The sequence below is a fragment of the Paenibacillus phyllosphaerae genome, from assembly GCF_014192105.1.
GTDB lineage: Bacteria > Bacillota > Bacilli > Paenibacillales > Paenibacillaceae > Paenibacillus_Z > Paenibacillus_Z phyllosphaerae.
The window spans coordinates 642055-668622 of record NZ_JACHXK010000002.1 but is presented as its reverse complement, the minus strand read 5'-3'; the positions used below and the strand labels follow the sequence as shown (position 1 = coordinate 668622).

The window sequence follows — 26568 nt, the reverse complement described above, 5'->3', positions numbered from 1 at the left end:
TTAAACACCTGCTTTATGGTCTTTACCTAATTAGTTACCAGGCCTATAGCGGCGTAAACACTTTGACCGGCTTCATCGTGCCCGTCTCACGTTCCGGCTCGAACAAGCCCAGAAACGTCCCGTCCTCCGCATAAAGGCGCATTAACGCGTCGATCTCCTCAGGCGGCTGCGCCGACTTAATGTAGCGGAAGAGAATTCGTTTGCCTTGCAAGGCATTCTTGGCTGTAATCTCGCCAACTTCGCCTGAAGGCATATAATCGAGCGGCTCATCCGCAGGAATCAGCCTCTCTTCCAACTCACCATTGCGCTGCAGCTCCTCGATCTGTTCGAGCGTCAAGCAATCTTCTTGCGTCAACCCGCCGGACATCGTCCGTATGAGTTCCTTCATCGAAGCAGGAACGCCAAGCGCTTTGCCAATGTCTACGCACAACGTCCGGATATACGTTCCCTTGGAGCATACGACGGAAAACCGGAGTGTCGGATAAGGCTGATTCAAATCGGACGATATCAGCTTCAGGTCGTGAATCGTGACCCGCCGCGACTTTCGCTCCACAACCTGCCCATCACGCGCAAGCTCGTATAATCGTTTGCCATCGACCCTTACGGCGGAGAACATTGGTGGCACTTGATCGATCTCTCCGACAAAAGCCGCCATTGCCTTATGTATATCCGCTTCGGAGACCGATATGCCGGGTTGATCCTCCAGAATCGTCCCCGTCATATCCTCTGTATCCGTTGCGATGCCAAGTTGAAGCACGGCCTCATAAGATTTCGGGCGTTCTTGCACATATTCCACAACGCGCGTCGCTCTTCCGATACAAAGCGGCAACACGCCGGTTACTTGAGGATCGAGCGTCCCGGTATGACCGATCCGCTTAATCTTCAGTATACGCCGAACCTTAGCCACGACATCGTGCGAGGTCCATCCGGCTGGCTTCCATACCGCCAAAATACCATCCATCATGCCTTCAACGCCTCGCTAACCGCTTGAACGACCTGATCTACAACGGTCGCCATGCCTGCTTCGAAACGGCAACCTGCCGCGCGAACATGTCCGCCGCCGCCAAAGGATCGCGCAATTGCGGAAACATCCGCCGCCCCAGAGGAACGAAGGCTGACCTTCACGCAACCATCTGTCGTCTCTTTGAAGAGAATACCAACGTCGACACCTTCCACGTTACGTGCGTAGTTGACAAGACCCTCCAGATCCTCGCTAGAGGCACCTGTTGCCTGCAGATCGGCTATGTCGACCTGAATCCAGGCGATGCGATTATCGGAAGAGAAGGCCAGATTGGCTAGTCCCTTCTGCAGCAGCAGAAGTTGCGCCTTCGTCATCTTTTCGAGCAAATGCTCGGCAAGACGATGCCCGGCCACGCCAAGTTCCAGCAAGGAAGCAGCAGTCTGCATCACATGCGGGGTCGTATTCGAATATCGGAAGCCTCCCGTATCGGTAAGCAATCCGGTATACACGGCCGTAGCTGCAGGCAAATCAAGCGTTAATCCTGCATGTACGATTAAATCATATAGAATTTCGACCGTTGCAGCTGCGTCCGGCCGAATAAGATTCGTTGTTCCGAAGCCATCATTCGTCGGATGATGGTCTACGTTAAGCAGTTTTGCATCAGGTGCAAATCGGTCTGCAACAACGCCAATACGCCGGAAATCCGCACAATCCACCGCAATGATACGGTCAAAAGGCCTTTCCTCTGTCAGGTCGCTGTTAAGACGAATTTCTGCTGCCCCATCCAAAAAGCCCAGTCGCAGCGGAACCGCGCTTTCGTTAACCATGACGAAGGTTTTGCCCAGCTGTCCAAGCAGCCAGGAGACAACCAATGTCGAGCTTATGGCGTCTCCATCGGGCTGTACATGGGCTACGACCAGGAAATGATCGCCTTCGCGGATGAAAGCAAGCGCCTCATCCAAGGTTTGCGCGTATGCAGGAAATGACGGCATATGCGCCGTCATTGTCCGTTTCCTCCATTCAATTGTCCAAGCAAGGTCTCGATCTTGCTGCCATACTCGATGCTGCTGTCGAACTTGAACAGCAGCTCCGGCGTATGACGGAAACGAATCCGCTTGCCAAGCTCCGAACGGATAAAGCCAGTGCTGCGGGCTAGCGCCTTAAGCGTCTCTTCCTTTTGTTCCTCGCTGCCAAGAACACTTAAGAAGATGCGCGCTTGCGACAAGTCGCCAGTCACGTCAACCCCCGTCACGGTAATAAAACCGATTCGGGGATCTTTCAGCTCCGTCTGGATAATTGTACTAATCTCTTTCTTGATCTGTTCTCCGACACGTCCTACGCGTATTTTCGCCATAGGCTTATCACCTCTCTACCTTTTCCATAACGTAGGCTTCGATGACGTCTCCTTCTTTCAGGTCGTTGTAACGATCAAGCGTAATGCCGCACTCGTAGCCTTGAGCTACTTCTTTGGCATCGTCTTTGAAGCGTTTGAGCGTTTCGATTTCGCCTTCGAATACGACGATTCCGCCACGGATGAGACGTGCTTTGGCGCTGCGGGAGACTTTACCCGAAGTAACCATACAACCCGCGATCGTACCTACTTTGCTTACTTTGAAGATATTCCGCACTTCTGCTTGACCGATAACAACTTCCTTGAATACCGGATCCAACATGCCTTTCATCGCATGTTCAATCTCATCGATTACGTTATAGATGATATTGTGGAGGCGAATATCGACTTTCTCTTGCTCCGCTGTCGCAAGGGCTTGCGGCTCTGGGCGAACGTTAAAGCCGATTACGATTGCATTGGAAGCGGAAGCCAAGTTGATATCCGACTCTGTAATCGCACCTACACCGCTATGGATGATTTTGACACGGACGCCTTCAATATCAATTTTGGCCAGAGAGCCTTTGAGCGCCTCTGTAGAGCCCTGCACGTCGGATTTGATAATGACGAACAGATCTTTAATTTCGCCTTCTTTGATATGTTTATACAGATCGTCAAGCGTTACGCGGGAATTCGCGCCAAGCTCCGATTGACGTTGTTTGATCGCGCGGCGTTCAGCGATAGCGCGAGCCTTACGCTCGTCTTCGAATGCGAGGAACGGATCGCCAGCAAGCGGCACTTCCGTAAGACCCGTAATCTCGACCGGCGTACTTGGGCCCGCTTCTTTGAGACGGCGGCCTTTATCGTTAACCATGGCGCGCACGCGGCCGAAGCAGTTGCCTGCAACGAAGGCGTCGCCGATCTTGAGGGTACCATGCTGTACGAGAACACGTGCAACAGGACCTTTACCTTTATCAAGCTCCGCCTCGATAACCGTACCGCGAGCACGTTTATTCGGGTTCGCTTTGTAGTCGTTCACTTCGGCAACGAGCAGAATCATCTCAAGCAGATCTTCAAGACCAATGCGCTGTTTCGCCGAAACGTTGACGAAGATGGTGTCTCCGCCCCACTCTTCCGGTACCAGTTCATACTCGGTCAGTTCTTGCTTGATTTTATCCGCATTTGCTTCCGGCTTATCGATCTTGTTCACCGCAACGATAATCGGAACGCCAGCTGCTTTCGCATGGTTGATGGCCTCAACCGTCTGCGGCATAACGCCGTCGTCGGCAGCAACTACGATAATCGTAATGTCCGTCACCTGCGCACCGCGAGCACGCATCAGTGTGAACGCTTCGTGGCCCGGAGTATCGAGGAACGTGATTTTCTTATTGTTAATCTCGGCTTGATAAGCACCGATATGCTGCGTGATGCCGCCAGCTTCGCCGCTTGTTACCGATGTTTTGCGGATTGCGTCAAGCAGGGTTGTTTTACCATGGTCAACGTGACCCATGATCGTAACGACCGGCGGGCGTGTTTCGAGCGTATCTTCTTCGTCTTTCTCTTCGAACGTCTCGAATGCATCTTCCTCGACCGGGATCTTGACTTCGACCTCAACGCCATATTCGCCGGCGATCAACTGCACCGTTTCGATATCGACCTCTTGGTTGATCGTCGCCATAACGCCAAGGAAAATGAGCTTCTTGATGACTTCGGAAGCATCCTTATGGAGCAGCTTCGCCAAATCGCCAACCGTCATTTCGCCGCGAACGATAATTTTCTTCGGTGTGTTATCGATCTTCTCTTTGCGTTCAACCTGCTGACCGCCTCTGCCGCGGTTATTCTTGCCTCCGCGGTTATTGCCTCTGAAGTTGCCAGTGCGCGAATCATCAAAGTTACGACCGCCGTTCTGGTTGTTGCCGCCCGGCTTCGTCTTGCTGCGGTTATTGCGGCCAGTGCTGCCTTGACCGCCGCCTGTACGGCCGCCGAAATCAGTAGGTGCCGGTGCTGGACGCGATTCGAAGCTGCGTCCTTGCGAGCTGCGGTTACTGGATTGATCGTTGCTCCGCGGGCCAGCCGGACGACTTCCGCCTTGGCCTCCCTGTCCGCCTTGGCCTTGCGGACGGGAACCTTGGTATCCTGTGCCGCCGCCTTGACCTTGCGGACGGGAACCTTGGTATCCTGTGCCGCCGCCTTGACCTTGCGGACGGGAACCTTGGTACCCTGTGCCGCCGCCTTGGCCTTGTGGACGGGAACCTTGATATCCTGTACCGCCGCCTTGGCCTTGCGGACGCGAACCTTGATAACCGCCTGTGCCGCGGTTTCCACCTTGGCCGCCTTGGCCTCCCTGTCCGCCTTGACCTTGCGGACGTCCTTGACCACCTTGGCCACCTTGTCCGCCTTGACCGTTACCGCGGTAACCGCCTTGGCCACCCTGTCCGCCGCCTTGACCTTGCGGACGTGAACCTTGATATCCTGTGCCGCGGTTTCCACCTTGGCCTCCTTGTCCGCCTTGACCTTGCGGACGACTGCTTTGACCTTGCGGACGGCTTTGTCCGCCCTGATTTGTGTTGGTGTGTGAGTTCGTTTTAATGGACGTATTCCCCTGTCGTTCGTTATTTGAATCTGCATGAGCCTCGGATTGCGCCGTGACTGCATTCGATTCTTGCTTAAGATTAGCTTGTTCTTGCGGACGCTCTTGGCTGGACTGTTGAATCGTACGATTCTGCTGCGACGGTTTATTGTCCTGCTGAGTAGGTTTTGCTGCCGAAGCAATGGAAGCACCCTCTTGCGCTCGTCTGACCGCCGCATTCTGTTTAATATTTCGGAAGAAGCCTTCGACTTTATTCACCATTTCGTTTTCCATTACGCTCATATGATTATTCACCGGCAGATCGAGACGTTTCAGAATCGTAATAATCTCTTTACTGCTCATATTAAGCGATTTGGCATACTCGTAGACACGCAATTTATCTTTGTCTTTATCCTTGCTGTCTGGCTGTTTAGTCAATATTCTCCACCTCCGAAGATTGGATTAAACTTCGTTCGATGCTTGACGAAAAACCCGCGTCCGTTACGGCTATTAACACCCTTTCCGCTTTACCAATTGCATGGCCCAGCGAAAGGCGGTCCAATGCCTCGATATGTTTCACCCCATAAGAGGCGCATTTATCACGATACTTCTTCTTGGTATTCTCCGAAGCGTCGCCAGCTACGATTACGAGTTTTGCCTTGCCTTGACGAATATTCTTCAAGACGGTCTCGTCTCCGGTCACCAGCTTGCCTGCCCGCATGGCCATTCCCAGCATGGACAATGCTTTATTCATCGTCATCCACCCGATCTTTGCCAGCGATAAATTCATCTTCGACGGCGATAAAATCTTGCTCCAATTGGTCATAAATCTCAGTATCAACCGTTTGCTTCAGCGCGCGGTCAAGGGACTTTGATTTTTTCGCCAGCTTGAAACAAGCCACTTTGCCGCACAAATAAGCGCCTCTGCCCGCTTTTTTGCCGGTAAGATCGATAAGTACAGCCTCATCAGGCGTACGAACTACCCGAATCAACTCTTTCTTCGGCATCATCTGCTGGCAAGCCACGCATTTGCGCAGCGGTATTTTTCTAGGTCTCACCGTACATCCCTCCTGATCGAAAAGGTTGGCGTTCGAGCCGCCGCTTAGTCGATGGAGACGGAATCCTGATGCATGGTGCTCATCGCCGATTTCGGACGGCCGAATTCTTGCTCTGCTTGCGTCTCGCTCTTAATATCGATCTTCCAGCCTGTCAGCTTGGCAGCAAGACGGGCGTTCTGGCCTTTAATACCGATCGCAAGGGAAAGCTGATAGTCCGGAACGATAACACGAGCCATTTTTTCCTGCTCGTAGACGATGACTTCCAATACTTTGGACGGGCTAAGTGCATTCGCTACGTACTCTTCCACATTCTCGGACCAGCGCACGATGTCGATTTTCTCGCCCTTCAATTCCGTAACAATCGTTTGTACCCGCATTCCCTTTTGTCCTACGCAGGATCCGACAGGATCTACTTCGGCATTACGGGAATGCACGGCAATTTTGGAGCGGAAGCCCGCTTCACGCGCGACGGAACGAATCTCAACGACGCCGTCATAAATCTCTGGAACTTCCAACTCAAACAGGCGCTTGAGCAAGCCTGGATGCGTACGGGAGAGGAAGATTTGCGGCCCCTTTGTTGTGTTCTCCACTTTCGTGATGAACGATTTGACACGATCGCCGTGCTTGAACTTGTCAGTCGGCATCAGTTCGGTCAGCGGCAGCACTGCCTCTACCTTGCCGAGATCGACGAACAAATTGCGTACGTCCTGACGTTGAACGATACCGTTGACGATATCTTCTTCTTTATCGATATAAGCGTTGTAGATCAGTCCACGTTCCGCCTCGCGAATACGCTGCGTCACCACCTGTTTCGCAGTTTGAGCCGCGATCCGGCCGAAGTCACGCGGCGTAACCTCGATCTCGGCGATATCATCAAGCGTGTAGTGCGGGTTAATGGCACGGGCCGCTTCGACCGAAATTTCCAGTCTCGGATCGAGAACCTCATCGACCACCGTTTTACGCGCATACACTTTAATGACACCCGAGTGACGGTTAATGTCTACCCGTACATTCTGGGCGGTATTGAAATTTCGTTTGTAGCTCGAGATCAAAGCCGCCTCGATAGCTTCAATCAGAATATCCTTAGCAATGCCTTTTTCTCTTTCGATTTCCGACAGCGCTTCAATAAACTCCATGCTCATTGGAAATGAGTTCCCCCTTTCAAAATCGTTCCATAGGCGTAACGTGAGCGTGCTGTTTAGAACACAATTGCCAAACGAGCGCTCGCTACTTTTGCATAAGGAAGTGTGTGTTTCTTCTTGCCGGCTTCAACGACGAGCTCTTCGCCCGTGAAATCCACCAGCTTGCCTTCGAATTCCTTGCTTCCGTCGATCGGCTCATACGTTGTGATGAACACCTGTTTGCCAACCGCTTTCTTGACGTCTTCCGGCTTCTTGAGCGGGCGTTCTGCGCCAGGCGAGGATACTTCAAGGAAATAGGCATCCGTGACCGGATCGTTCTCGTCCAGTTTGTCGCTCAAATACTCGCTGATCCGGCCGCATTCATCGATATCGATGCCGCCTTCCTTGTCAACAAATACACGCAGGAAAAAGTTACTGCCTTCCTTTACATACTCCACGTCAACGAGTTCGAAGCCATTGTCGCTTAGAAACGGCGTGACCATTTCTTCAACGGCGGATTTAATTTTAGATGTGCTCAACCTTGCGCCTCCCTACTGCTGCTCTTCCCTATGTAAGGTTTTACGTGAACAGTCTCCACAACTTCCGCTCGCTCCCGGTAAGACCGGAAAGAACGGCCTATATACAATCGCACCCGCGAAATTCGCGGGCAGGCGCCTTGTCTTACATCGATTGTGTTCCTGCCGTAAAAGATCGATAAGCCCATGCCGCATGCCATGCGATGCTTGCATGATACGCCAGGCAAAGGCCAATGCTCGACGAATTCCTTCCTTGCCTTCATCTAAAATAGCTGTAGACAAAACGTAAAGAGTGGGTTTCCCCACTCTTTACGCAAAAGTTCGTATCATCAGCATTACCAAAAAGAGTATACCATAACCCTGAAAATGTGACAACAGGGTTTGGCCATAAGGCTAGAACAACGAAAGCTGGTTGGATTCCGGCAAACCGCGGAAACACCCCATGCCCGTCAACACTTCCACGATCGTTTTGGACGCTTTCGATTTCTGTTGGAAATCCTCGATCGAAAGGAATTCGCCCTGCTCGCGGGAAGCCGCGATGTTGCGCGCCGCATTCTCGCCGATGCCGCCAATGGCGCCGAACGGCGGGATTAACGACGTGCCGTCCACGATAAAGCGCGTCGCGTCCGAGCGGTACAGATCGATCGGTTTGAAGGTGAAGCCGCGCGCGGTCATCTCCAATGCCATCTCCAGCAAGGATATGCTGTTCTTCTCTTTAGGCAACGCGTTAAACCCTTTGGCCTCAATCTCGGTCAGCCGCTTGTTAATCGCGTCATAACCTTGGCACAGCAGATCGAGATCAAAGTCGTCCGCACGCACAGAGAAATACGTCGCGTAATATTCGATCGGATAGTACAGTTTGAAGTAAGCGGTACGAACGGCAGAAATAACGTATGCCGCGGCATGCGCTTTCGGGAACATGTACTCGATCTTCAGACAGGAATCGATGTACCATTGCGGCACCTTGCATCGCTTCATCTCTTCGATCCATTCCGGCGTCAAACCTTTACCTTTACGTACGCTCTCCGTAATCTTGAAGGCCAGCGACGCATCCATGCCCGCCTTGTAAATCAGGAACAACATGATATCGTCACGGCAGCCGATTACGGTCTTGATCGTGCAAGTCCGATTCTTAATTAATTCCTGCGCATTGCCGAGCCATACGCCCGTCCCGTGGGACAGTCCTGAGATCTGCAGCAAGTCCGCGAAGCTCGACGGCTTCGTTTCCTCAAGCATCTGGCGCACGAATTTCGTCCCCATCTCGGGTACGCCATAGGTGGCGACGCTGCTGCGGATCTGATTCGGTTGGACTCCAAGCGAATCCGTCGAGCTGAACAGGCTCATAACCTTCGGATCGTTCATCGGAATGGTTGTCGGGTCCACGCCTGTCAGATCTTGCAGCATCCGCATCATGGTCGGATCATCGTGGCCGAGTATATCGAGTTTGAGCAAGTTCGCGTCGAAGGCGTGATAATCGAAGTGCGTCGTCTTCCACTCCGCGTTCGTATCATCCGCCGGATATTGCACCGGAGTAATATCTTCGACTTCAATATAATCAGGGACAACGACGATGCCGCCTGGATGCTGACCCGTACTGCGCTTTACGCCCGTACAGCCTGACGCGAGACGATTAAGTTCCGCGCCGCGCCATTTCTTCCCGGTATGCTCCTCGTATTTCTTGGCGAATCCGTATGCGGTCTTCTCTGCGACAGTACCGATCGTCCCGGCACGGAATACGTTCTTCTCGCCGAAAATTTGCTTCGTAAAGTTATGGGCGTGCGGCTGATATTCGCCCGAGAAGTTCAAGTCGATATCGGGAACCTTATCGCCCTTGAAGCCCAAGAAGGTCTCGAACGGAATATCTTGTCCTTCGCCCTTAAGCGGCCTGCCGCAGTTCGGGCAATCCTTATTCGGCAAATCGAATCCGGACGGGTAGCTGCCATCGAGGAACCACTCGCTATATTTGCACGCTTCATTCTGACATTGGTAGTGAGCCGGAAGCGGATTAACCTCCGATATGCCTAGGAATGTCGCTACGACGGAGGAACCTACGGAACCCCGGGAGCCGACCAGATAGCCATCTTTATTGGACTTCTTCACGAGTTTTTCCGAAATGAGATAGTTCGCGGAGAAACCGTATTTGATGATCGGTATGAGCTCTTTCTCCAGACGGGCAACCACGACCTCAGGCAAAGGCTCTCCATATAGTTGTTTGGCCGTATCATAGCAAGTATTGCGAATTTCTTCGTCCGCGCCTTCGAAGATCGGCGAGAACAGGCCGTTATCCGTTGGACCGCCTGTAGACGGGAACATATCATATGGCTCGAAACGGTCAGCAAGCTCATTCGTGTTCTTAATAACAACCTCATGGGCACGAGATTCGCCAAGGAACGCAAATTCCTGGAGCATCTCCTTCGTCGTGCGGAAGTGCGCGTCCGGCTTGTTCTGATCCTTAAGCGGACTGAAGCCGGTAATGCCGTGAATCGTAATATCGCGGAACATTTTCTCACGCGGCCTTAAGTAATGGACATTCCCGGTTGCAATGACGGGTTTGCCCAGCTTATCGCCGATCTCGCACACCCGACGCAACGCCTGTTCGATCTCCGCACGGCTGCCAACCAGGCCTTTGTCCACTAAGTGCATGTAGAAGCCCACCGGCTGAATCTCGAGCACATCGTAATAACGGGCAACCTCTTCCGCTTCTTCAACCGACTTGTTCAGAACAGACTCGAAAAATTCGCCCTTCTCACAGCCTGATATAATGAGAAGACCTTCGCGCATCTCGGATAACTTGCTTCTCGGCATGCAGGCAACGCGCTTGAAATAGTCGGTATGCGATAAAGAAATAAGTTTGAATAAGTTCTTCTTGCCTACCGCATTAAGAGCGTAGATCCCGCAGTGGAAAGGCCGCGTATTCGAAATATCAAGGCCTACATAATCATTCAGCATGTGCAGATTCGTAATATTGCGGGCAGCCGCGTCACCGATGAGGCCGAACAACACGCCGCCAAGCGCAATCGAGTCATCGATCGCACGGTGATGGTTCTCGAGGCTGATCTTATATTTGTCCGCTAGCGTGTTCAGACGATGGTTCTTCATCGAAGGATGGAGAAAACGCGCCAGTTCCAACGTATCGAGCACCGGATTCGTTACCTCCGGCAGACCATGCGCTTTGCATGCCGCTTGGATAAAACCCATATCGAATTTGGCATTATGGGCAACCAGTACGGCGTCTTCAATAAATTCGATGAATTCTCTAAGCTTCGGTTCCAACTCAGGCGCGCCTTGAACCATCTCGTTCGTGATGTTCGTCAGCTGCTGGATATGGTAAGGAATATCTTCATGCGGGTCGATAAAGGTGGAGAAACGTCCGATCTCCTTGCCCTCTTGCATCTTGACCCCGGCAAGCTCGATAATCTTGTTGTTGATGACGGAAAGCCCCGTCGTCTCGATGTCGAATACGACATAAACGCCGGTCTGCAACGGCACATCCTTGGAGTTAAACACCATAGGCACCGCGTCGTTGACGACATTCGCTTCCACGCCGAACAGCACCTTAATGCCGTTCTTCTTCGCCGCCTTGGCTGCTTCCGGGAAACATTGAATATTGCTATGATCCGAAATCGCGATCGCTTTGTGGCCCCACTTCGCCGCTTGCTTGATGTAAGCATCCACTGGCGTGACCGCATCCATCGTGCTCATCGTCGTGTGCACGTGGAACTCGACCCGCTTCTCTTTGGCATCATCCTTCGGTTCGGAAGGCGCTACGACCTCATGAAGATCGGAAGGCATCATGACGAGTTCCGGCTCCATCATGAATCGATCGTATTCGACGCGGCCGCGCGCTTTGACCCATTTGCCGTTCGCCAAATTGCTCAGTACTTTGACGTCTTCCTTGGTCTTGGCGAACATCTTCATCGCAATCGAATCGCTGAAGTCGGTCAAGTTGAAGGTGAACAGCGTACTGCCATTGCGCAGTTCCTTCACTTCCAGTCCGAAGATCGTGCCTTGTACCGTGGTCTTCTTCTCTTCCTCGATAATATTCATAATCGGCACAGGCGCTTCGCGAATATCGTAGCCAACGATAAGCGGCACTTCGCCTTCATCCAGAGGCGGAGCTTCAGCTTCAATCGTAACGCTGTTCATCATCGCCTCGATGACCTCGCGCTCTTCCTGTTGACGCTTCTGGACAAACTCTTCGTAATGCTCCTGATTCTTCTTCCCGACGGCCAACTTCACCTTGCAAGTACGATCGAATTGCCGTTCGAAAAATTGCACTGCCATCTCGTCGATCCGCTTCTTGCGTGCCAGCTCCAGGCTCATCTCATCCATGAGCGACAGCGTGACTGCGCCATTGGACACTTCGACGACCCCTTTGCTGAGCCAACCGTTCACCGATGCATTGTTCTGCTGCACCCATTCTACGAATGCCGGCCAATACTCGAGCACAATCGAATCGGTATCCACGTTCTCGTCGAACTGGAATACGATCGTAATGGCAGCGATATGAGAAAACTTCGCTTGAACCGATCGGCAAAAAACGCCAAAAGCCGCAGAAGGTATTAAAGACGCTTTGCGTATGCAAAACGTCCATTCCCGGTTGCTCCGGCTTACGATCACTTTATCAATATATCCGTCACCAAAATGCTCCGCCGTCAATTGCTGCGGCAGCTCCGCCTGCTTCATAAGCAGTTCAAAGCGCTGTCGCTTTTCCCCGGTATGGCTCATCTTGTTCCTCCCCAATCAATAAAGATCCCCTACAAGCTGGTCATGATGTAGCGAAATTCGCGTGTGCTTGTAGGGGAGTTAACTATTGTTATGAAAATGTGCTTCTAGTAAGCGCGGGCAAATACGACCGTATGCTTCGCTTCCTCACCACAGCATAGACACTTCGTCTTCTTCTCTTCCGTCTCGAACGGAATATTGCGGCTTGTCGCGCCAGTCTCTTCCTTCACCTGCTTCTCGCAGGCATCGGAACCGCACCAGCCGGCAAGCGTAAATCCGCGTTTCTCTTCAAGCAGCACCTTCATCTCATCCAGCGTCTCGACCGAGTAGAACTGATCGGCACGGAACTGCTTCGCACGCTCTAACATATCGCGGTGCACATCGGCAAGCATCGTCTCGACTTCGGTAAGAAGATCCTCTTGCTTGATGATGCGCTTCTCGCCCGTGATACGCGAGACGAGGACGGCCTGTCCGTTCTCCATGTCGCGTGGTCCAAGCTCAAGACGGATAGGTACGCCGCGCATCTCGTATTCGTTGAACTTCCAGCCTGGGCTCACGTCGCTGCGGTCGTCGACTTTAACGCGGACGCCCGCTTTCTTCAGCTGCAGGAATAGTTCATCGACGCGTCCAACGACTTGCTCGCGAGTCTTAGGCGGTCCGATCGGAATCATGACAACTTGCGTAGGCGCAATCTTCGGTGGCAGCACCAGTCCGCGGTCATCCCCATGTACCATAATAAGCGCTCCGATGAGTCGTGTCGATACCCCCCATGAGGTTGTATGGCAATATTGCAGCGTATTATTGCGATCCAAATATTTGATATCGAATGCGACTGCGAATTTATCGCCTAGATAATGGGATGTACCTGCTTGAACAGCACGGCCGTCCTTCATCATAGCTTCGATCGAGTAGGTGTCGACCGCGCCTGCAAAACGCTCCGATGGCGTTTTTTGCCCGACGATAACCGGAATTGCCAGCACTTCCTCAGCGAACTCCTTATACGTGTTTAGCATCTGCATCGTCTCTTGGCGCGCTTCTTCTTCCGTCTCGTGCGCCGTATGGCCTTCCTGCCAGAGGAACTCGCTCGTGCGCAGGAACGGAAGCGTACGCTTCTCCCAACGCACGACGTTCGCCCATTGGTTGATTAGAACCGGAAGATCGCGGTAGGACTGAATCCATTTGGAATACATATGGCCAATGATCGTCTCGGACGTCGGACGAATTGCCAGACGCTCCTCCAGCTTCTCGCCACCCGCTTCGGTTACCCATGGAAGCTCCGGGTTAAAGCCTTCCACGTGCTCCTTCTCTTTCTGGAAGAAGCTCTCCGGAATGAAGAGCGGGAAGTACGCGTTGCGGTGGCCGGTCTCCTTGAAGCGGCGGTCCAGGTCGCTCTGGATATTCTCCCACAGCGCGAAGCCTTCCGGGCGGAATACGATACAGCCGCGTACCGGCGAGTAGTCCATAAGCTCCGCTTTCTTAATTACATCGATATACCATCTTGAGAAATCCTCGCTCTGCGGCGTGATTTCAGTTACGAATTGCTTCTCTTTCGACATGAACGACTATTGCTCCCCTCTAACCAATCGCAAAATATCATTATACGTAACGGCCAGCATGAGCAGCATCAGCATTGCAAATCCGATAAAGTGCACCATGCTCTCCCTATTTGGATCAATCGGCCTGCCCCTTAGCGCTTCCAGCAACAAGAACAGCAGTCGGCTGCCATCAAGCGCCGGAATCGGCAGCAGGTTAAATATACCTAAGTATAAGCTTAGAATCGCCGTCCATTTCGTCAATTCCGAGAAGCCTTGCGCCGCGATTTGCCCCGTAACTTGCGCAGTCCGTACCGGTCCGCCCAAATCATCCAGCTTGAAATCGCCTAAAATAAGCTTCTTGAACCCGTCAAATATGGCGATCGTCATATTCTTCATGGCTTTGGCCGTCAGCGGGAACGTCTCCATAAAGCCCGCGTCACGGGTCGGATAATGATAAGCAGCCGAAATGCCCACTTTCCCGTCACCCGTCTCCGGGTCAGGCAGCGGCGTCATCGGAATCGATATCGTCTTACCGTCCCGTATAACCGTTAGCGTAATGCTTTTATTGGGCGACTTGGCAATAACGTCGATCATCTTGTCATAGTCGGTCCCAATCTTCACTCCGTTAACCGAATCGATCACGTCATACTGCTTCAGATCCGTCTTGGAAGCAGGCTTTCCGTCCACGACTTCGGCAACGAGCAAATGGTCCGGATTATCCAATGGAACACCGGCCATCTGAAAATAGGCAAAGAACAGTACGAAAGCGAGAACAAAATTCATGATCGGGCCTGCCGCTATCGCAAGAACCCTGGCCCAGACCGACTTGCTCCCGAATTGGCGGTCAATCGGCGCAATCTGTGTTTCTCTGCCTTTGGCGATCATCAAAGCTTGCGGATGTACGCGGTACTTTTCGATGATGCCGTCTGTTTCAAGCGCGATCGTTAGGTTCTTCTCGATATCGATCGCCTCGACTTCGCCTCGAATGACGTTCGCGCGTTCATCGAGACGATCCAGATAAATCCGGGTTACCAGATCTTCATTCAACCGCACCGCAACCGTCTGCCCGGGCTGAACTTCAACGAGTTCGGGATCTTCGCCTGCCATCCGGACGAATCCACCTGCCGGTATTAGCCGAAGCGTGTAACGAGTCTCGCCCCGCTTAATAGAGAACAGCTTAGGTCCGAAACCAATGGCGAATTCTCTAACCAGAATGCCCGCGCGCTTCGCAAAGTAATAGTGACCCCACTCATGAATCGTCACGATTACGAAGAATACCATCACGGTCATAAAGACAACCTGTATCGTGTGCATCGTTTTCGAGCCTCCTGTTCGTAACGGCCTGTACTTAGATTATCATTATTCTCCCGTCCGATACAAGAGAACCGGTCTTTAGACCGCTTCCGCTTCTCGTCTAGCCCATGCGTCGATCTCGGTAATAGCCTCCACGTCATGAAGCTCTGTCAGTTGGTGCTTGGTTAATACCGTTTCAATCACTCGTTCGATGTCCAGGAACTCAATCTGGCCTTGAAGGAAACGAGCCACAGCAACTTCATTCGATGCATTAAACACCGTCGGCGCGGATAACCCTGCCCGGCCACTCTCATAGGCCATCCGCAGGCAAGGATACCGATCAAAGTCCATCTCCCGGAAGTTCAATCGTCCGATCGCCGCGAGATTGAGCGATTCCGTCGGCGTAACGTAACGATCCGGATAGCTCAGGGCATATTGAATCGGCACGCGCATATCCGGCAGCCCTAACTGCGCAATGATGCTGTGGTCCACGAATTCGACATAGGAGTGAATGATGCTCTCCGGATGAATAAGGACGCCAATTCGATCATATGGCAGCCCGAACAGCCAATGCGCTTCGATGACTTCTAATCCCTTATTCGCCATCGTGGCCGAATCAATCGTGATTTTGGCTCCCATCGACCAATTAGGATGGTTCAAGGCTTGTTCTACCGTGACGCCAGCCAGTTCCTCGCGCGTGCGGTCACGGAACGATCCGCCCGAGGCAGTCAGCGTAATGCCTTTGATATCCCGGCGATTCTCGCCGTTCAAGCATTGAAATATAGCGGAGTGCTCGCTATCGATCGGCAGAATCGACACGCCTTTCTCCCTGGCTCGATTCATCACCAGATGCCCAGCCGTAACAAGCGTCTCCTTATTGGCTAGGCCGATCTGCTTCCCGGCATCGATCGCTGCCAAGGTCGCCTTCAACCCTCTGCTGCCGACAATCGCGGTTACCACCGTATCGGCATCACCTGCCGCTGCAAGCTCGATTAACCCCTCTTCTCCGTGGAGTACCTTCGTACCTGCAGGCAGATGCGGCGCGGCTTCAGCAGCCAACTCGCTTGTTGACAAGCAAACCGCTTTCGGCTGAAAGCGGTTTGCTTGCTCGATCAGCAACTTGACGTTATTGCCAGCAGCCAACCCTTGCACCTCGTATTGTTCAGGCTGATGGGCGACTACGTCTAACGTTTGCGTACCGATCGAACCTGTCGAACCCAATATCGTAAGTTTCTTCATACGTCCACCTGTCCTTCTAATTCATAGGCAGGAGGCCTGTTATCGTGAGCAGCGGGAATACGACGATCCAACTGTCACAACGATCCAGCACACCGCCATGGCCAGGCAGCAGCGCTCCTGTATCTTTAATTCCGCGCACACGTTTGTAGGCCGATTGGATGAGATCCCCGAATTGGCCTGCGACGGCAGCGATCAATCCGATCAGCAAAGCTTGTCCGAGGTTGAGCACTTCCGGTGCAATCCCGTAGAACAGCACGGCAATCAACAAAGATAGAACCACTCCCCCGAGCGACCCTTCAATGGTCTTGTTCGGGCTAATGGAAGGCCACAACTTGTTTTTGCCAAACGCTTTACCGAAGAAATACGCTCCAATGTCCGAAGACCAGATGGCGCAAAACGCGAAAACGGTTGTGTACAAACCGTCACTTGATGCGTTCCTCACTTCATACATGGCATAGAAGCCATATCCGATGTAGAGTGAGCCCAACAATAGCAGCGCGGCCTCATCAATCTTCATCGAATTCTTCGTAATAACCGTTACCGCCAATAGCAGGAACATGAGCAGCCACAGGGTATATAAAGGAGACGGCGCATCCAGCTTCAGCTCCTCCCAAGGCACAAGCAAGAACAACATGCCTGCGAAGCCAAGCAAGGAAGCCGGATGCTGCCAAGTCAACCCGTTCATTCGAACATATTCCGAATAACCGATCACAGCAAGGAGCAACAGCAGACCATAGAAAAACCAGCCTCCCAAAAAAGTGACTAGGAGAAAGAGACTGCCTGCAATAATTCCTGTTACGATTCGTTGTTTCAACTTGATGCACGCTCCAATGAAGCCGCGTTTGCTTACAATCCGCCGTATCGACGAGCGCGACGCTGATATTCACTTACAGCTTCGTGAAAATGGTGTTCTGTAAACTCCGGCCAATAAACATCCGTGAACCATAGCTCGCTATAGGCAAGCTGCCAAAGCATAAAGTTGCTAAGCCGAAGTTCGCCGCTGGTGCGGATGAGCAGGTCGGGATCAGGCAATCCGCTGCTAAGCAATGCTTCATTCATATGGGAATCATTGATATCCTCCGGCTTCAAACGACCGCTTTGAATTTCTTCGCCAATATGGCGAACCGCCTCGATCATTTCTTTGCGGCTGCCATAGTTCAAAGCGAAATTCAGGACCAGCCCCGTATTATTCTTGGTGCGCTGGATGGCTTCCTCGACAGCAGATAAGGTATGCGCCGGCAGATTTTCCCTAAGTCCCATCATGCGCACCTGCACATTATTCTCGATTAATTCTTTCAATTCGATCGAGAGAAACTCTTGGGGAAGTTTCATCAGAAACTCCACCTCGTCTTTGGGCCGCTTCCAATTCTCCGTCGAGAAGGCATAAAGCGTCAAATATTTGACACCTAGCCGATTGGCTTCCATCGTGATCCGTTTTACGGTCTTCATCCCTGAGTGATGTCCCGCCATACGCGGCAGCCCGCGTTTTTTCGCCCATCTTCCATTGCCGTCCATAATTATCGCAATATGCTGCGGAATGTTGTCGGCGGCAAGCTGCTGTACAGGTTGTGCAGGCGCCTTGGCAAACCACGTCTTCAGTCGCTGAAACATAAAGTCCTTCCCCTCCCACCGTATGACGCATATTGGATGCAACAAACCCCACCTGTCGGAGGGGCCGGTGAGTTTACATTATACTTCCATGATTTCTTTCTCTTTTGCTGCCAATACTTTATCCACTTCGGCGATAAACTTGTCCGTAGCCTTCTGAATATCGTCCTGATGGCGACGGGACTCGTCTTCGGAAATATCAGTTTTCTCCAACTTTTTGATGTCATCGTTCGCATCGCGGCGGATGTTACGGATCGCAACTTTCGCCTCTTCGCCGAACTTCTTCGTCAGTTTTACCAGCTCCGCACGGCGCTCTTCAGTCAATGCCGGGATGCTCAGACGAATGCTTGCTCCGTCGTTGGAAGGCGTCAAGCCAAGATCCGACTTCATGATTGCTTTCTCAATGGCCGCCATGGAGGATTTGTCCCAAGGTTGGATCATCAGCGTGCGCGTATCTGGCGTGTTGATGTTAGCCAGCTGGTTAACTGGCGTCATCGCACCGTAATATTCAACTTGTACGCGGTCCAGTAGAGCCGGAGTCGCACGGCCAGCACGTAATGTGGTCAGATCGCGCTTGAGCGCACCGATTGCTTTGTCCATACGCTCTTCGGCATTCTTCTTGATTGCTTGTGGCACGATTACACACTTCCTTTCACAATAGTACCGATTTTCTCACCTAGCACTACGCGTTTAATGTTTCCAGGTTCCGTAATCGCGAATACGACAAGCGGAATATTATTATCCATGCAAAGCGATGTCGACGTCGAGTCCATAACGCCAAGATTGCGATTCAGCACATCCATGTACGTCAGGGTATCGAATTTCTCTGCCGTTGGATCCTTGAACGGATCAGCGGAGTATACGCCGTTTACTTTGTTCTTCGCCATAAGAATGACTTCAGCCTCAATCTCTGCTGCACGCAATGCCGCAGTCGTGTCCGTCGAGAAGTATGGGTTGCCTGTTCCAGCAGCGAAAATGACAACGCGGCCCTTCTCCAAGTGACGGATCGCACGGCGGCGAATGTAAGGCTCAGCGATTTGCTGCATGGCAATCGAGGATTGCACGCGTGTAGGGACCTCAATTTGTTCCAGTGCATCCTGCAGCGCAAGCGAATTCATAACCGTAGCAAGCATCCCCATGTAGTCAGCAGTCGCACGGTCAATACCTTTGGCCGTGCCAGCAATACCGCGCCAAATATTGCCTCCACCGACAACGATGGCAACTTCGACACCTAATGCGACAACTTCTTTGACTTGTTCAGCAATCGACGAAATAACGGATGCTTCGATACCGTAGCCGGTATTGCCGGAAAGCGACTCACCGCTCACTTTAAGCACAATGCGTTTGTACACGGGACTTTGCAACGTAATTTACCTCCACTAGCGGTTCTTTGGATGAACCGTCTCTTTATTTAAAGTGCTTTTTTTCTATAAAAACAGGCGGGGCGGACGCCCCGCCCCGCCTAGTGCGTTCGGATTTACAGTTTAGCTTGCGACATAACTTCTGCAACGAAGTTGTCTTCTTTTTTCTCAAGGCCTTCGCCCAGTTCATAACGAACGAAGCGACGGATGGAGATGTTTTCGCCGATTGTGCTGATTTTCTCTTTCAGCAGAGTCGAGATTGTTTTGTCTGGATCTTTAATGAAGCTTTGCTCAAGCAGACAGAACTCTTCATAGTATTTTGCAAGGCGGCCTTCAACCATTTTTTCAACGATTTTCTCTGGCTTGCCTTCGTTAAGCGCTTGAGCTGTCAGGATCTCACGCTCTTTGTCCAGCTCGTCTTGGGAAACTTCTTCACGCGCTACGAACTTAGGGTTCGCTGCAGCGATTTGCATTGCGATGTCACGCGCGAAATCGCGGAACTGATCTGTTTTTGCTACGAAGTCAGTCTCACAGTTGATCTCAACGAGAACACCAATACGACCGCCAGCGTGTATGTAAGATTCAACTACGCCTTCAGTTGCTACGCGACCTGCTTTGTTTGCTGCTGCTGCAAGGCCTTTCTCACGCAGAATTTCAGCCGCTCTTGTCAGATCACCGTTTGCTTCTTCCAGTGCTTTTTTGCAATCAAGCATACCTGCGCCTGTTTTTTCACGCAATTCTTTAACTGCACTCGCATTAACCGCCATGGGTGGAACCTCCTGATTTCATCGTAAGTTTACGTTCAAAAAAAGGGCGGTGAGAGGCATAACACCTTCTGACCACCCTTTCATGCTGACTTTATGAATAAACGACTTAAGCAGTCGTTTGCTCGCCTTGGTTAGCTTCAACAATCGCGTCAGCCATTTTAGCCGTGAGCAGCTTAACAGCGCGGATCGCGTCGTCGTTGCCTGGGATTACGTAGTCGATTTCGTCCGGATCGCAGTTCGTGTCAACGATACCTACGATTGGGATACCGAGCTTACGAGCTTCTGCAACAGCGATACGCTCTTTACGAGGATCGATGATGAACAGAGCGCTAGGCAGGGCTCTCATGTTTTTGATACCGCCGAGGAATTTCTCAAGACGATCTCTCTCTTTGCGGAGAATGATAACTTCTTTCTTCGGCAATACGTTGAACGTGCCGTCCTCTTCCCATTTATCAATGGTTTTCAGACGATCGATACGTTTTTGAATTGTCGAGAAGTTAGTCAGCGTACCGCCGAGCCAACGTTGGTTGATGTAGAAGTTGCCGCAACGCTCTGCTTCTTCCTTAACGGAGTCTTGGGCTTGTTTCTTCGTACCAACGAAGAGAATTGTGCCGCCTTCTTCCGCTACGGAGCGAACAAAGTTGTACGCTTCTTCTACTTTCTTAACTGTTTTCTGCAAGTCGATAATGTAAATCCCGTTACGTTCTGTGAAGATATAACGATCCATCTTTGGGTTCCAACGACGAGTCTGGTGACCGAAGTGTACCCCAGCTTCGAGAAGCTGTTTCATGGAAATAACCGCCATATTCAACACACCTCCTGAGTTTGGTTTTGTGTTATCCTCCGTCCGATCTCATCTTTCGACAAAACTCCAGATACCTGAAGCACCCTTGGCGAAATTAATCGACGTGTGTTTTTAACACCGAGAATTACTATAACATATGTGCATGTCCCATGCAAGCTTTTAGTTCTTGCTGTTTTGTAAGTTTATGACGAAGTCTGCGCTGCCGCCGTGTTCGCCTTGCGAGCCGCAATCTCTTCTAGCGCTTGCTTCTGAGGAATCGGCTTGCTTGTTAGCACATTGAGTACCTGTTTGAGCGTAAGTTTGCCTGCAAAGCCAAAATAACCCGCGCGAATCGTCTTCCCGCGCATTTGCGCGATGAATGTTTTCTTATCTGCGATCACTTTGTTGTCATACAGCAAATTCGCGACGTCTTGAAGCGCTTTGCCCGGCAAGATCCGTAGAATTAGCCGGCCGTTGGCCCCAATGCCGATCACTTCCTCGCTGGTTTGGACAGTGCCTGTAGTTCCCGCAGCTGTTCCAGCCGTTGGCTGCTTGGTTGTCGCGGTCTGGCCCGCCGCTGGCTGTTTGGTCGTAGTTGCTTGGCCGGTTGCTGGCTGTTTGGCTGCGTTCTGCCCAGTCGACGGCTGCGTTGCGGTATTGGCATTGCCAGTCGGCTGAGCCGTCTTCGTCGTGCCGGCTGCGCCTTCGGTCTGCCCTTTGGTCAGTTCAGCTTCGAACTTCGCGCGTTCTTCTACAATGCGTTGATCGAGCTCTTCCTGCGTATATGTAGCGCCTTCGTCATTCAGCGGGGTAGTAAGGCCTGCCCCTTGGCCAATCAGGAATAGCTGCAGCAGTGCGGCGCCAACGATGATCCCGGTGCCGAAACCGAGCATAAAGGTCCGCTTATTCATGGTGCACCTTCTCCTCTTGCTTGGACAGCTGTAAGATGAGTTGGACTTCGCCTTTATTCATACCGAGCTTCTTGGAAATCGCCTCGATAGATTTACCCGCCTCATAGAGACTGAATAACTCGTTGTATCGACCGCGCAATGATGGATCTTCCTCTTCCATATCCGCTTCTTCTGGAAGGATATCCATCGGCGCTTCGATCGGTGCGGCAGGTTTAAAAGTCTCGGCGGCTTGACTGAGCGCAGCCTGTTCAGCAGCAGTGATCCGGTCCGTCTGTATGTAGGCTACTGGAGCTTGCGACATCGTTTGTCTGGCCAATGCCTGCTCCAAATCAGCACAGCGAATTTCAAGCTGTCTGAAACGTTCATCGTTGGATTTGGCAGAGGCATGCAGATCCTGCTTTACCTTCGCCGCCAACTCCACCATTCGTCCATTCTCAGCTTCCATATTCTCCATAAACTGCTCAAGCGCGATTTCCATGCTCCGGACAGACGATTGCTGCGGGTCAGCCTGCTGTTTGCCGCGAGGCATCAAAAGACCGACCACTAACACGACGCCACCAAGGAGTACAATATAAAGCCACGGATCCATAGCATCACCTATATTTGCAAAATGCGACCTAAAAGCTTATGTCGATATGCTTTCCCTTAAAAGGATGTTTACTCTCATTCGCCGCAATTTCTGCATTTTTTTCTTCATCTGCCCCCGCCTGGCTCTGACGGGACCGCTTGCGTTTATTCTTCAACCCGCGGTCCTCTTTCAGACGGTGTTCGTCCACGTTCGCCTGATTCCCGCTTTCGATGGCCGTGTTCTGGGTGCGCTGCACCTCGGTTTGCTTAACCGCATCGGTCTCGAACCGGGTCTGCTCAGCATGTGATCTGTGGATCGCCTGCTGCTGCGTGGCAGACTGTTCATGCACGCGAGGAACGGAGACCTGTAAATCAATCGACCTGTACGTCATGGGTCATTCCCCCAGCAATTCTTATCGTAGGGCCGTCAAGTGTTCGGCAACATTGCGATATCGCCTTCCGAATATCGGAAGGTGACACGAGTGGCCGGATCCTTCACAAAACGCGTGTAACGTCCGATAACAATCTTGGAGCCCCCGTAGATCGTATTCATGACCTCGACCTTGGACAGTTCCGTATCCTCCAAGGAACGTTCGATCTCCAGAATCCGCTCCCGCGTCTGGGCAATCTCGTCGACGGCTTGCCGCTTCGTCGCTGTAAGCTTAATTCGCAGCGCAAGCTTATCAGGCGTCAATTGGCCTGCCGCAGCAAGCTGATCTAACAGATTGAGCGCCTTCTCCGTCTTATCGAGACCATCCGAGGTTTCCTTCAGATGCTTGCGCAGCTCTAAGAACTCTTCACGCAGCTCCGGTCTGACACCGACTTCGATCGTTGTAACGGTAGACATCGTATTGCCGTACGTACGCGCAACAACGTTGTTCCCCGCTTGCACCACGCCTCCGACAATGAGCCCCTTTGCCCCCGCGCAAAGCACGCTTTGACCCGCACGGACATGAGAATGCATGATGCTCTGAGAGACGATAACATCGCCAGCAGCGGTCACATTGCCATCCTGGATGAAAGAACTTTTGACATTCTTCCCCGCACGCACATGGCCTTTATTGCTGGCCAGAATGCCTCCGGTAATTTCGACCGATCCGTCGGCCTCCAGTTCGGCGCCTTCTACGCCGCCAATGATCCGGATATCGCCTGCCGCTCGAATTCGAAATCCGGTCAACACGTTGCCGCGAACGATAACCGTTCCAACGAAATCAATATTACCGACCTTATAATCGACGTCTCCTTTAATCTCATAGATCGGGAAGACATTGATTTTATTCTTATCCGTTAGCGTAATCAGTCCGTCGATGGCCGCGTAGAGCCCCATTTTGTCTGGACTGAGCACGACGTTTTTGCCTTGTTTGAAGAAGGCTTCTTTGCCGTTCTTGCTCTGCACTTTTTCCCCGGTTACAAGTGTTCCCGGCGTGCCTGGCACCGGCGGTATTTTCTCCGCAATCAACTGGCCCTTCTTCACGTTCTTCAGTTGGGTAATTTCTTTGAAGTCGACGCTGCCATCTTCCAGCTCGGCCGGTCTTGATCGGGTATCGCTCATGTCATAAGTAAATTGAATATACCCATCTTTCCCGTTTTGGGCTGGTTCACCTTTGGCGATGGTAGCCTGCGAAGTCATATATAATTTCGGCTGCTTTGCAATTTTCTCGATCACGTCCGTCTGGATGCCAAACAATACACCTTTTCTTGCGATGATCTCCATCAATTGCGCCGGTGTACATTCGAGGTTGTCGGCCGCAGCATCAAACTGCAACATCGCCGTCAGCTTGTCCTGGGAAATATGAATCATAATGGATGATTCCAATAGCTCGGAAGCTGACATGCTTAAACTCCCCCTTTTATCTTAATGTTGCATCAGCTGTTCTTTTTGCTTGTCCAGCGCACCGCGCAAGCGCAATATGGCCTTGGAGTGCAGCTGCGAGATACGTGATGGCGACAGCGACATCACCTCTGCGATCTCGCTCAATGAAAGTTCTTCGTAGTAGAACAAGGACACGACCGTGCGTTCTTTCTCCGTCAACTTCTCGATGCCTCGCACCAATGACTCTTTGAGGTAAAATTCGTGAACTTTATGCTCTGGATTCTTCGCCTTTTCATCAACGAGTAAGGACAATCGGGTCTCAGACTCCTCTTCGCGGATTGGGTCTTCCAATGAGCAAATCGTTGTTACGGCGATTTCCTGCAGCATGTTCTGGAAATCTTTTTCGCTGACATTCAAATAATGGCTGATCTCCGAGTCTGACACCGTACGCAGGTAGGTCTGTTCCAATTTCTGATAGGCATCTTCGATCTTCTTGGCCTTCTCGCGAACGGATCTTGGCACCCAGTCGCCTTGGCGAAGCCCGTCGATTATAGCACCGCGTATACGCCAGGAAGCATAGGTTTCGAACTGTAAGCCGCGACGGTAATCGAACTTCTCGATGGCATCAATAAGCCCCATTACACCATTGCTGGCCAAATCGTCCTTGGAGACGTTCTTCGGCAAGCCTATTGCCATCCGGTTGGTTACATAATCAACCAGAGATAAGTAATCCTCGATCAGCCGCTTCTTCGCATCTATGTCCCCGTCTTCTTTCCATTTCTGCCAAGTTTCGATATTGGACAGATGAGGCGTCTTCGGCTCAATCATCGTCTCACTCTCCTGTCAGGTGACGTATAGCTTTGGCGATTTCTTCAGGGTCTCTGTTTTGCGTCGATACCAATTTTTCCGGCTGTAACGGTTTGAATTGGGGTTGCTGCTCGGTCGTCTGATTCACAGGCGGCTTTCCATCCAACTGCTGCTTTAACATGTCCGAAAGCTCGTCGCTCTCGTCAGGCGTTGAATAATCAACACGGCGGCCTTTGCTCTCCTCATCTTGATCACCGGTCAGTGACTGCCCGTCTGGAGCAGCAGGAGGACGCAATATCGCAGCGATAACCGCACGGAACACATACGCAATGATAAAAAATGCAATAAAGGCGTACAGGAACCGGATCGCTGAAATTGCCAGACCATTGCTGCCAAGCGAAGCAAACATCGTTAGAAAACCGCCGATCGATCCGAGCACGGCATTCCAGCGCCATGAGCCAATCATGTATTAAATCTCCTTTGCCCCGAACTGAACGCTGCGAATGACAAGAATTCCTGTAGCGCTGTTAAACTCGATCGTGCGGCCGTAATTGCCGCCCGTATCTTCCGCTAAGATCGGTATCTTAAGTTGTGACAATACCGCCTTGCATGATTCCACGTTTCGCGGACCGATCCTCATCGTGTCGCTTTGCGAGGAGAAGGCAAACATCTGGGCGCCGCCAGCCATTTTGGCCAACAGACGACCGGTATTCGCTCCGGCCTGTTTCATTCGCTCAATCAATTCCGGTATTGCCGTATCTGCGTATTTTGCAATATTAATAGAAGATTCCCTGGCGATGTCAGAGGATGGCAGCATTACATGCGCCATGCCGGCGACTTTGCTCTTCTCGTCGAAGAGAGTCAGTCCGACACAGGATCCGAGCCCAGTTGTCTTCAGTGAATGTCCGCCCAGCGCAATGTTTAAATCAGCCATGCCTACTTTCACCACGTTGTCTTGATTCATTCGGTCGGCACTCCCAGGGCGCTGAATATTTTATCGAATGATTCCGGATCCGGGATCAGGAAGAAGAAGCCCTCCAGCGATTCATGATCCTCTAAAAATTTGGTGTCAATCAGCAATGCGGAATCGCCCATCTCACCGTATTGCATTAGTCCGTAACTAAGAATGGCCCCAGCCATGTCTACGGCAATCGATGGTACCGTCGGCGACATCGGCAACTGGGTGAAATCAGCTAATGATGATAAATAGGAACCAGCCAGTATATTGCCGATCTCGGACAGCGCCGAAAATTCCATTTCGGTATAGCCGAAATCCTCACGATGCTCCAATGAAAGCAGGTTCTTAAGCATCTTACGCGCAGAGTCCTCACGGATCAAGAAAAACATATTGCCAGGCGCTTCGCCCTCGACTCTTAAGAAGACGGCGATGACGACCTCTTCAGGACCGCCAACCTTGTCGGCAACCTGTTCGAACGGAATCAGGCTTACCGTCGGCACATTCATGTCTACCGGCTTGTCCAACAAGAGTGACAAAGCTGTAGCTGCATGGCCAGCTCCGATATTTCCGACTTCTTTCAAGACGTCGAGTTTGAATCCTTCTAGATTAGATAGCGGGTTAGTCACTC

26 protein-coding genes are annotated in these 26568 nt (G+C 51.8%); all 26 read right to left on the bottom strand.

The window, feature by feature from the left end:
* Positions 1 to 43: 43 nt before the first annotated feature.
* A complete protein-coding gene (truB, locus tag FHS18_RS07320) occupies positions 44 to 961 on the bottom strand; it encodes a tRNA pseudouridine(55) synthase TruB (protein ID WP_183598716.1) in 918 nt (305 codons plus the stop codon).
* Positions 961 to 1965: a DHH family phosphoesterase gene (locus FHS18_RS07315; RefSeq protein ID WP_246427485.1), complete on the bottom strand. Its 1005-nt coding sequence runs from the start codon at positions 1963 to 1965 to the stop codon at positions 961 to 963. The genes truB and FHS18_RS07315 overlap by 1 nt, the downstream gene beginning before the upstream one ends.
* Positions 1962 to 2315 carry a 30S ribosome-binding factor RbfA gene (gene rbfA / locus FHS18_RS07310; RefSeq protein ID WP_183598481.1) on the bottom strand — a complete coding sequence of 118 codons (354 nt, stop codon included), beginning with the start codon at positions 2313 to 2315 and terminating at the stop codon, positions 1962 to 1964. Before rbfA ends, FHS18_RS07315 begins: the two co-directional genes overlap by 4 nt.
* Positions 2316 to 2322: 7 nt before the next feature.
* Entirely contained in the window at positions 2323 to 5295 is a 2973-nt protein-coding gene (infB, locus tag FHS18_RS07305; RefSeq protein ID WP_183598479.1) for a translation initiation factor IF-2, read from the bottom strand.
* On the bottom strand, positions 5288 to 5617 hold the full coding sequence (locus FHS18_RS07300) for a L7Ae/L30e/S12e/Gadd45 family ribosomal protein (protein WP_183598477.1): 330 nt from the start codon (positions 5615 to 5617) through the stop codon (positions 5288 to 5290). The genes infB and FHS18_RS07300 overlap by 8 nt, the downstream gene beginning before the upstream one ends.
* Positions 5604 to 5915: an RNase P modulator RnpM gene (gene rnpM / locus FHS18_RS07295; RefSeq protein ID WP_183598475.1), complete on the bottom strand. Its 312-nt coding sequence runs from the start codon at positions 5913 to 5915 to the stop codon at positions 5604 to 5606. Before rnpM ends, FHS18_RS07300 begins: the two co-directional genes overlap by 14 nt.
* A 44-nt stretch (positions 5916 to 5959) precedes the next feature.
* Entirely contained in the window at positions 5960 to 7057 is a 1098-nt protein-coding gene (gene nusA, locus FHS18_RS07290) for a transcription termination factor NusA (RefSeq protein ID WP_183598473.1), read from the bottom strand.
* Positions 7058 to 7113: 56 nt separating this feature from the next.
* Positions 7114 to 7575, bottom strand: a complete 462-nt coding sequence (gene rimP, locus FHS18_RS07285; RefSeq protein ID WP_183598471.1) for a ribosome maturation factor RimP — start codon at positions 7573 to 7575, stop codon at positions 7114 to 7116.
* Between the two features lie 390 nt (positions 7576 to 7965).
* Entirely contained in the window at positions 7966 to 12300 is a 4335-nt protein-coding gene (locus FHS18_RS07280) for a PolC-type DNA polymerase III (protein ID WP_183598469.1), read from the bottom strand.
* Positions 12301 to 12404: 104 nt separating this feature from the next.
* Positions 12405 to 13853 carry a proline--tRNA ligase gene (gene proS / locus FHS18_RS07275; protein WP_183598467.1) on the bottom strand — a complete coding sequence of 483 codons (1449 nt, stop codon included), beginning with the start codon at positions 13851 to 13853 and terminating at the stop codon, positions 12405 to 12407.
* Positions 13854 to 13859: 6 nt separating this feature from the next.
* On the bottom strand, positions 13860 to 15146 hold the full coding sequence (gene rseP, locus FHS18_RS07270; RefSeq protein WP_183598465.1) for an RIP metalloprotease RseP: 1287 nt from the start codon (positions 15144 to 15146) through the stop codon (positions 13860 to 13862).
* Positions 15147 to 15224: 78 nt separating this feature from the next.
* Positions 15225 to 16364, bottom strand: coding sequence for a 1-deoxy-D-xylulose-5-phosphate reductoisomerase (locus FHS18_RS07265; RefSeq protein ID WP_183598463.1), 1140 nt, complete (start codon positions 16362 to 16364; stop codon positions 15225 to 15227).
* A 16-nt stretch (positions 16365 to 16380) separates the two neighbouring features.
* Positions 16381 to 17178, bottom strand: coding sequence for a phosphatidate cytidylyltransferase (locus FHS18_RS07260; RefSeq protein ID WP_183598461.1), 798 nt, complete (start codon positions 17176 to 17178; stop codon positions 16381 to 16383).
* Between the two features lie 32 nt (positions 17179 to 17210).
* Entirely contained in the window at positions 17211 to 17975 is a 765-nt protein-coding gene (uppS, locus tag FHS18_RS07255; RefSeq protein ID WP_183598459.1) for an undecaprenyl pyrophosphate synthase, read from the bottom strand.
* Between the two features lie 78 nt (positions 17976 to 18053).
* Positions 18054 to 18608, bottom strand: coding sequence for a ribosome recycling factor (gene frr, locus FHS18_RS07250; RefSeq protein ID WP_183598457.1), 555 nt, complete (start codon positions 18606 to 18608; stop codon positions 18054 to 18056).
* Positions 18609 to 18610: 2 nt separating this feature from the next.
* Entirely contained in the window at positions 18611 to 19336 is a 726-nt protein-coding gene (gene pyrH / locus FHS18_RS07245) for a UMP kinase (protein ID WP_183598456.1), read from the bottom strand.
* Between the two features lie 113 nt (positions 19337 to 19449).
* Positions 19450 to 20100 (bottom strand): translation elongation factor Ts, encoded by a 651-nt coding sequence (gene tsf / locus FHS18_RS07240; RefSeq protein WP_183598454.1) that lies wholly within the window; start codon positions 20098 to 20100, stop codon positions 19450 to 19452.
* Positions 20101 to 20206: 106 nt separating this feature from the next.
* Positions 20207 to 20905, bottom strand: a complete 699-nt coding sequence (rpsB, locus tag FHS18_RS07235) for a 30S ribosomal protein S2 (protein WP_183598452.1) — start codon at positions 20903 to 20905, stop codon at positions 20207 to 20209.
* Between the two features lie 182 nt (positions 20906 to 21087).
* On the bottom strand, positions 21088 to 21795 hold the full coding sequence (locus FHS18_RS07230; protein ID WP_183598450.1) for a hypothetical protein: 708 nt from the start codon (positions 21793 to 21795) through the stop codon (positions 21088 to 21090).
* Positions 21788 to 22384 (bottom strand): DUF6115 domain-containing protein, encoded by a 597-nt coding sequence (locus FHS18_RS07225; protein ID WP_183598448.1) that lies wholly within the window; start codon positions 22382 to 22384, stop codon positions 21788 to 21790. The genes FHS18_RS07230 and FHS18_RS07225 overlap by 8 nt, the downstream gene beginning before the upstream one ends.
* 28 nt (positions 22385 to 22412) lie before the next feature.
* Positions 22413 to 22754, bottom strand: coding sequence for a hypothetical protein (locus tag FHS18_RS07220; RefSeq protein ID WP_183598446.1), 342 nt, complete (start codon positions 22752 to 22754; stop codon positions 22413 to 22415).
* Positions 22755 to 22789: 35 nt separating this feature from the next.
* Positions 22790 to 24196 carry a flagellar assembly protein A gene (locus FHS18_RS07215; protein ID WP_183598444.1) on the bottom strand — a complete coding sequence of 469 codons (1407 nt, stop codon included), beginning with the start codon at positions 24194 to 24196 and terminating at the stop codon, positions 22790 to 22792.
* Positions 24197 to 24217: 21 nt separating this feature from the next.
* Complete coding sequence (locus FHS18_RS07210) at positions 24218 to 25003, bottom strand: FliA/WhiG family RNA polymerase sigma factor (RefSeq protein WP_183598442.1); 786 nt, start codon at positions 25001 to 25003, stop codon at positions 24218 to 24220.
* 4 nt (positions 25004 to 25007) lie between these two features.
* Positions 25008 to 25448, bottom strand: a complete 441-nt coding sequence (locus tag FHS18_RS07205) for a hypothetical protein (RefSeq protein WP_183598440.1) — start codon at positions 25446 to 25448, stop codon at positions 25008 to 25010.
* A 3-nt stretch (positions 25449 to 25451) separates the two neighbouring features.
* Positions 25452 to 25946: a chemotaxis protein CheD gene (locus tag FHS18_RS07200; RefSeq protein ID WP_183598438.1), complete on the bottom strand. Its 495-nt coding sequence runs from the start codon at positions 25944 to 25946 to the stop codon at positions 25452 to 25454.
* Positions 25943 to 26566, bottom strand: a complete 624-nt coding sequence (locus tag FHS18_RS07195) for a chemotaxis protein CheC (protein ID WP_343060437.1) — start codon at positions 26564 to 26566, stop codon at positions 25943 to 25945. Before FHS18_RS07195 ends, FHS18_RS07200 begins: the two co-directional genes overlap by 4 nt.
* Between the last annotated feature and the right edge of the window lie 2 nt (positions 26567 to 26568).

What these genes read in the sequence shown, in the direction of transcription:
- truB (WP_183598716.1), bottom strand. Translation starts at nt 961, where the DNA reads ATGGATGGTATTTTGGCGGTATGGAAGCCAGCCGGATGGACCTCGCAC.
- FHS18_RS07315 (WP_246427485.1), bottom strand. Translation starts at nt 1,965, where the DNA reads ATGACGGCGCATATGCCGTCATTTCCTGCATACGCGCAAACCTTGGAT.
- rbfA (WP_183598481.1), bottom strand. Translation starts at nt 2,315, where the DNA reads ATGGCGAAAATACGCGTAGGACGTGTCGGAGAACAGATCAAGAAAGAG.
- FHS18_RS07300 (WP_183598477.1), bottom strand. Translation starts at nt 5,617, where the DNA reads ATGACGATGAATAAAGCATTGTCCATGCTGGGAATGGCCATGCGGGCA.
- nusA (WP_183598473.1), bottom strand. Translation starts at nt 7,057, where the DNA reads ATGAGCATGGAGTTTATTGAAGCGCTGTCGGAAATCGAAAGAGAAAAA.
- FHS18_RS07280 (WP_183598469.1), bottom strand. Translation starts at nt 12,300, where the DNA reads ATGAGCCATACCGGGGAAAAGCGACAGCGCTTTGAACTGCTTATGAAG.
- proS (WP_183598467.1), bottom strand. Translation starts at nt 13,853, where the DNA reads ATGTCGAAAGAGAAGCAATTCGTAACTGAAATCACGCCGCAGAGCGAG.
- rseP (WP_183598465.1), bottom strand. Translation starts at nt 15,146, where the DNA reads ATGCACACGATACAGGTTGTCTTTATGACCGTGATGGTATTCTTCGTA.
- FHS18_RS07265 (WP_183598463.1), bottom strand. Translation starts at nt 16,364, where the DNA reads ATGAAGAAACTTACGATATTGGGTTCGACAGGTTCGATCGGTACGCAA.
- uppS (WP_183598459.1), bottom strand. Translation starts at nt 17,975, where the DNA reads ATGTTTCAGCGACTGAAGACGTGGTTTGCCAAGGCGCCTGCACAACCT.
- tsf (WP_183598454.1), bottom strand. Translation starts at nt 20,100, where the DNA reads ATGGCGGTTAATGCGAGTGCAGTTAAAGAATTGCGTGAAAAAACAGGC.
- rpsB (WP_183598452.1), bottom strand. Translation starts at nt 20,905, where the DNA reads ATGGCGGTTATTTCCATGAAACAGCTTCTCGAAGCTGGGGTACACTTC.
- FHS18_RS07230 (WP_183598450.1), bottom strand. Translation starts at nt 21,795, where the DNA reads ATGAATAAGCGGACCTTTATGCTCGGTTTCGGCACCGGGATCATCGTT.
- FHS18_RS07225 (WP_183598448.1), bottom strand. Translation starts at nt 22,384, where the DNA reads ATGGATCCGTGGCTTTATATTGTACTCCTTGGTGGCGTCGTGTTAGTG.
- FHS18_RS07220 (WP_183598446.1), bottom strand. Translation starts at nt 22,754, where the DNA reads ATGACGTACAGGTCGATTGATTTACAGGTCTCCGTTCCTCGCGTGCAT.
- FHS18_RS07215 (WP_183598444.1), bottom strand. Translation starts at nt 24,196, where the DNA reads ATGTCAGCTTCCGAGCTATTGGAATCATCCATTATGATTCATATTTCC.
- FHS18_RS07210 (WP_183598442.1), bottom strand. Translation starts at nt 25,003, where the DNA reads ATGATTGAGCCGAAGACGCCTCATCTGTCCAATATCGAAACTTGGCAG.
- FHS18_RS07205 (WP_183598440.1), bottom strand. Translation starts at nt 25,448, where the DNA reads ATGATTGGCTCATGGCGCTGGAATGCCGTGCTCGGATCGATCGGCGGT.
- FHS18_RS07200 (WP_183598438.1), bottom strand. Translation starts at nt 25,946, where the DNA reads ATGAATCAAGACAACGTGGTGAAAGTAGGCATGGCTGATTTAAACATT.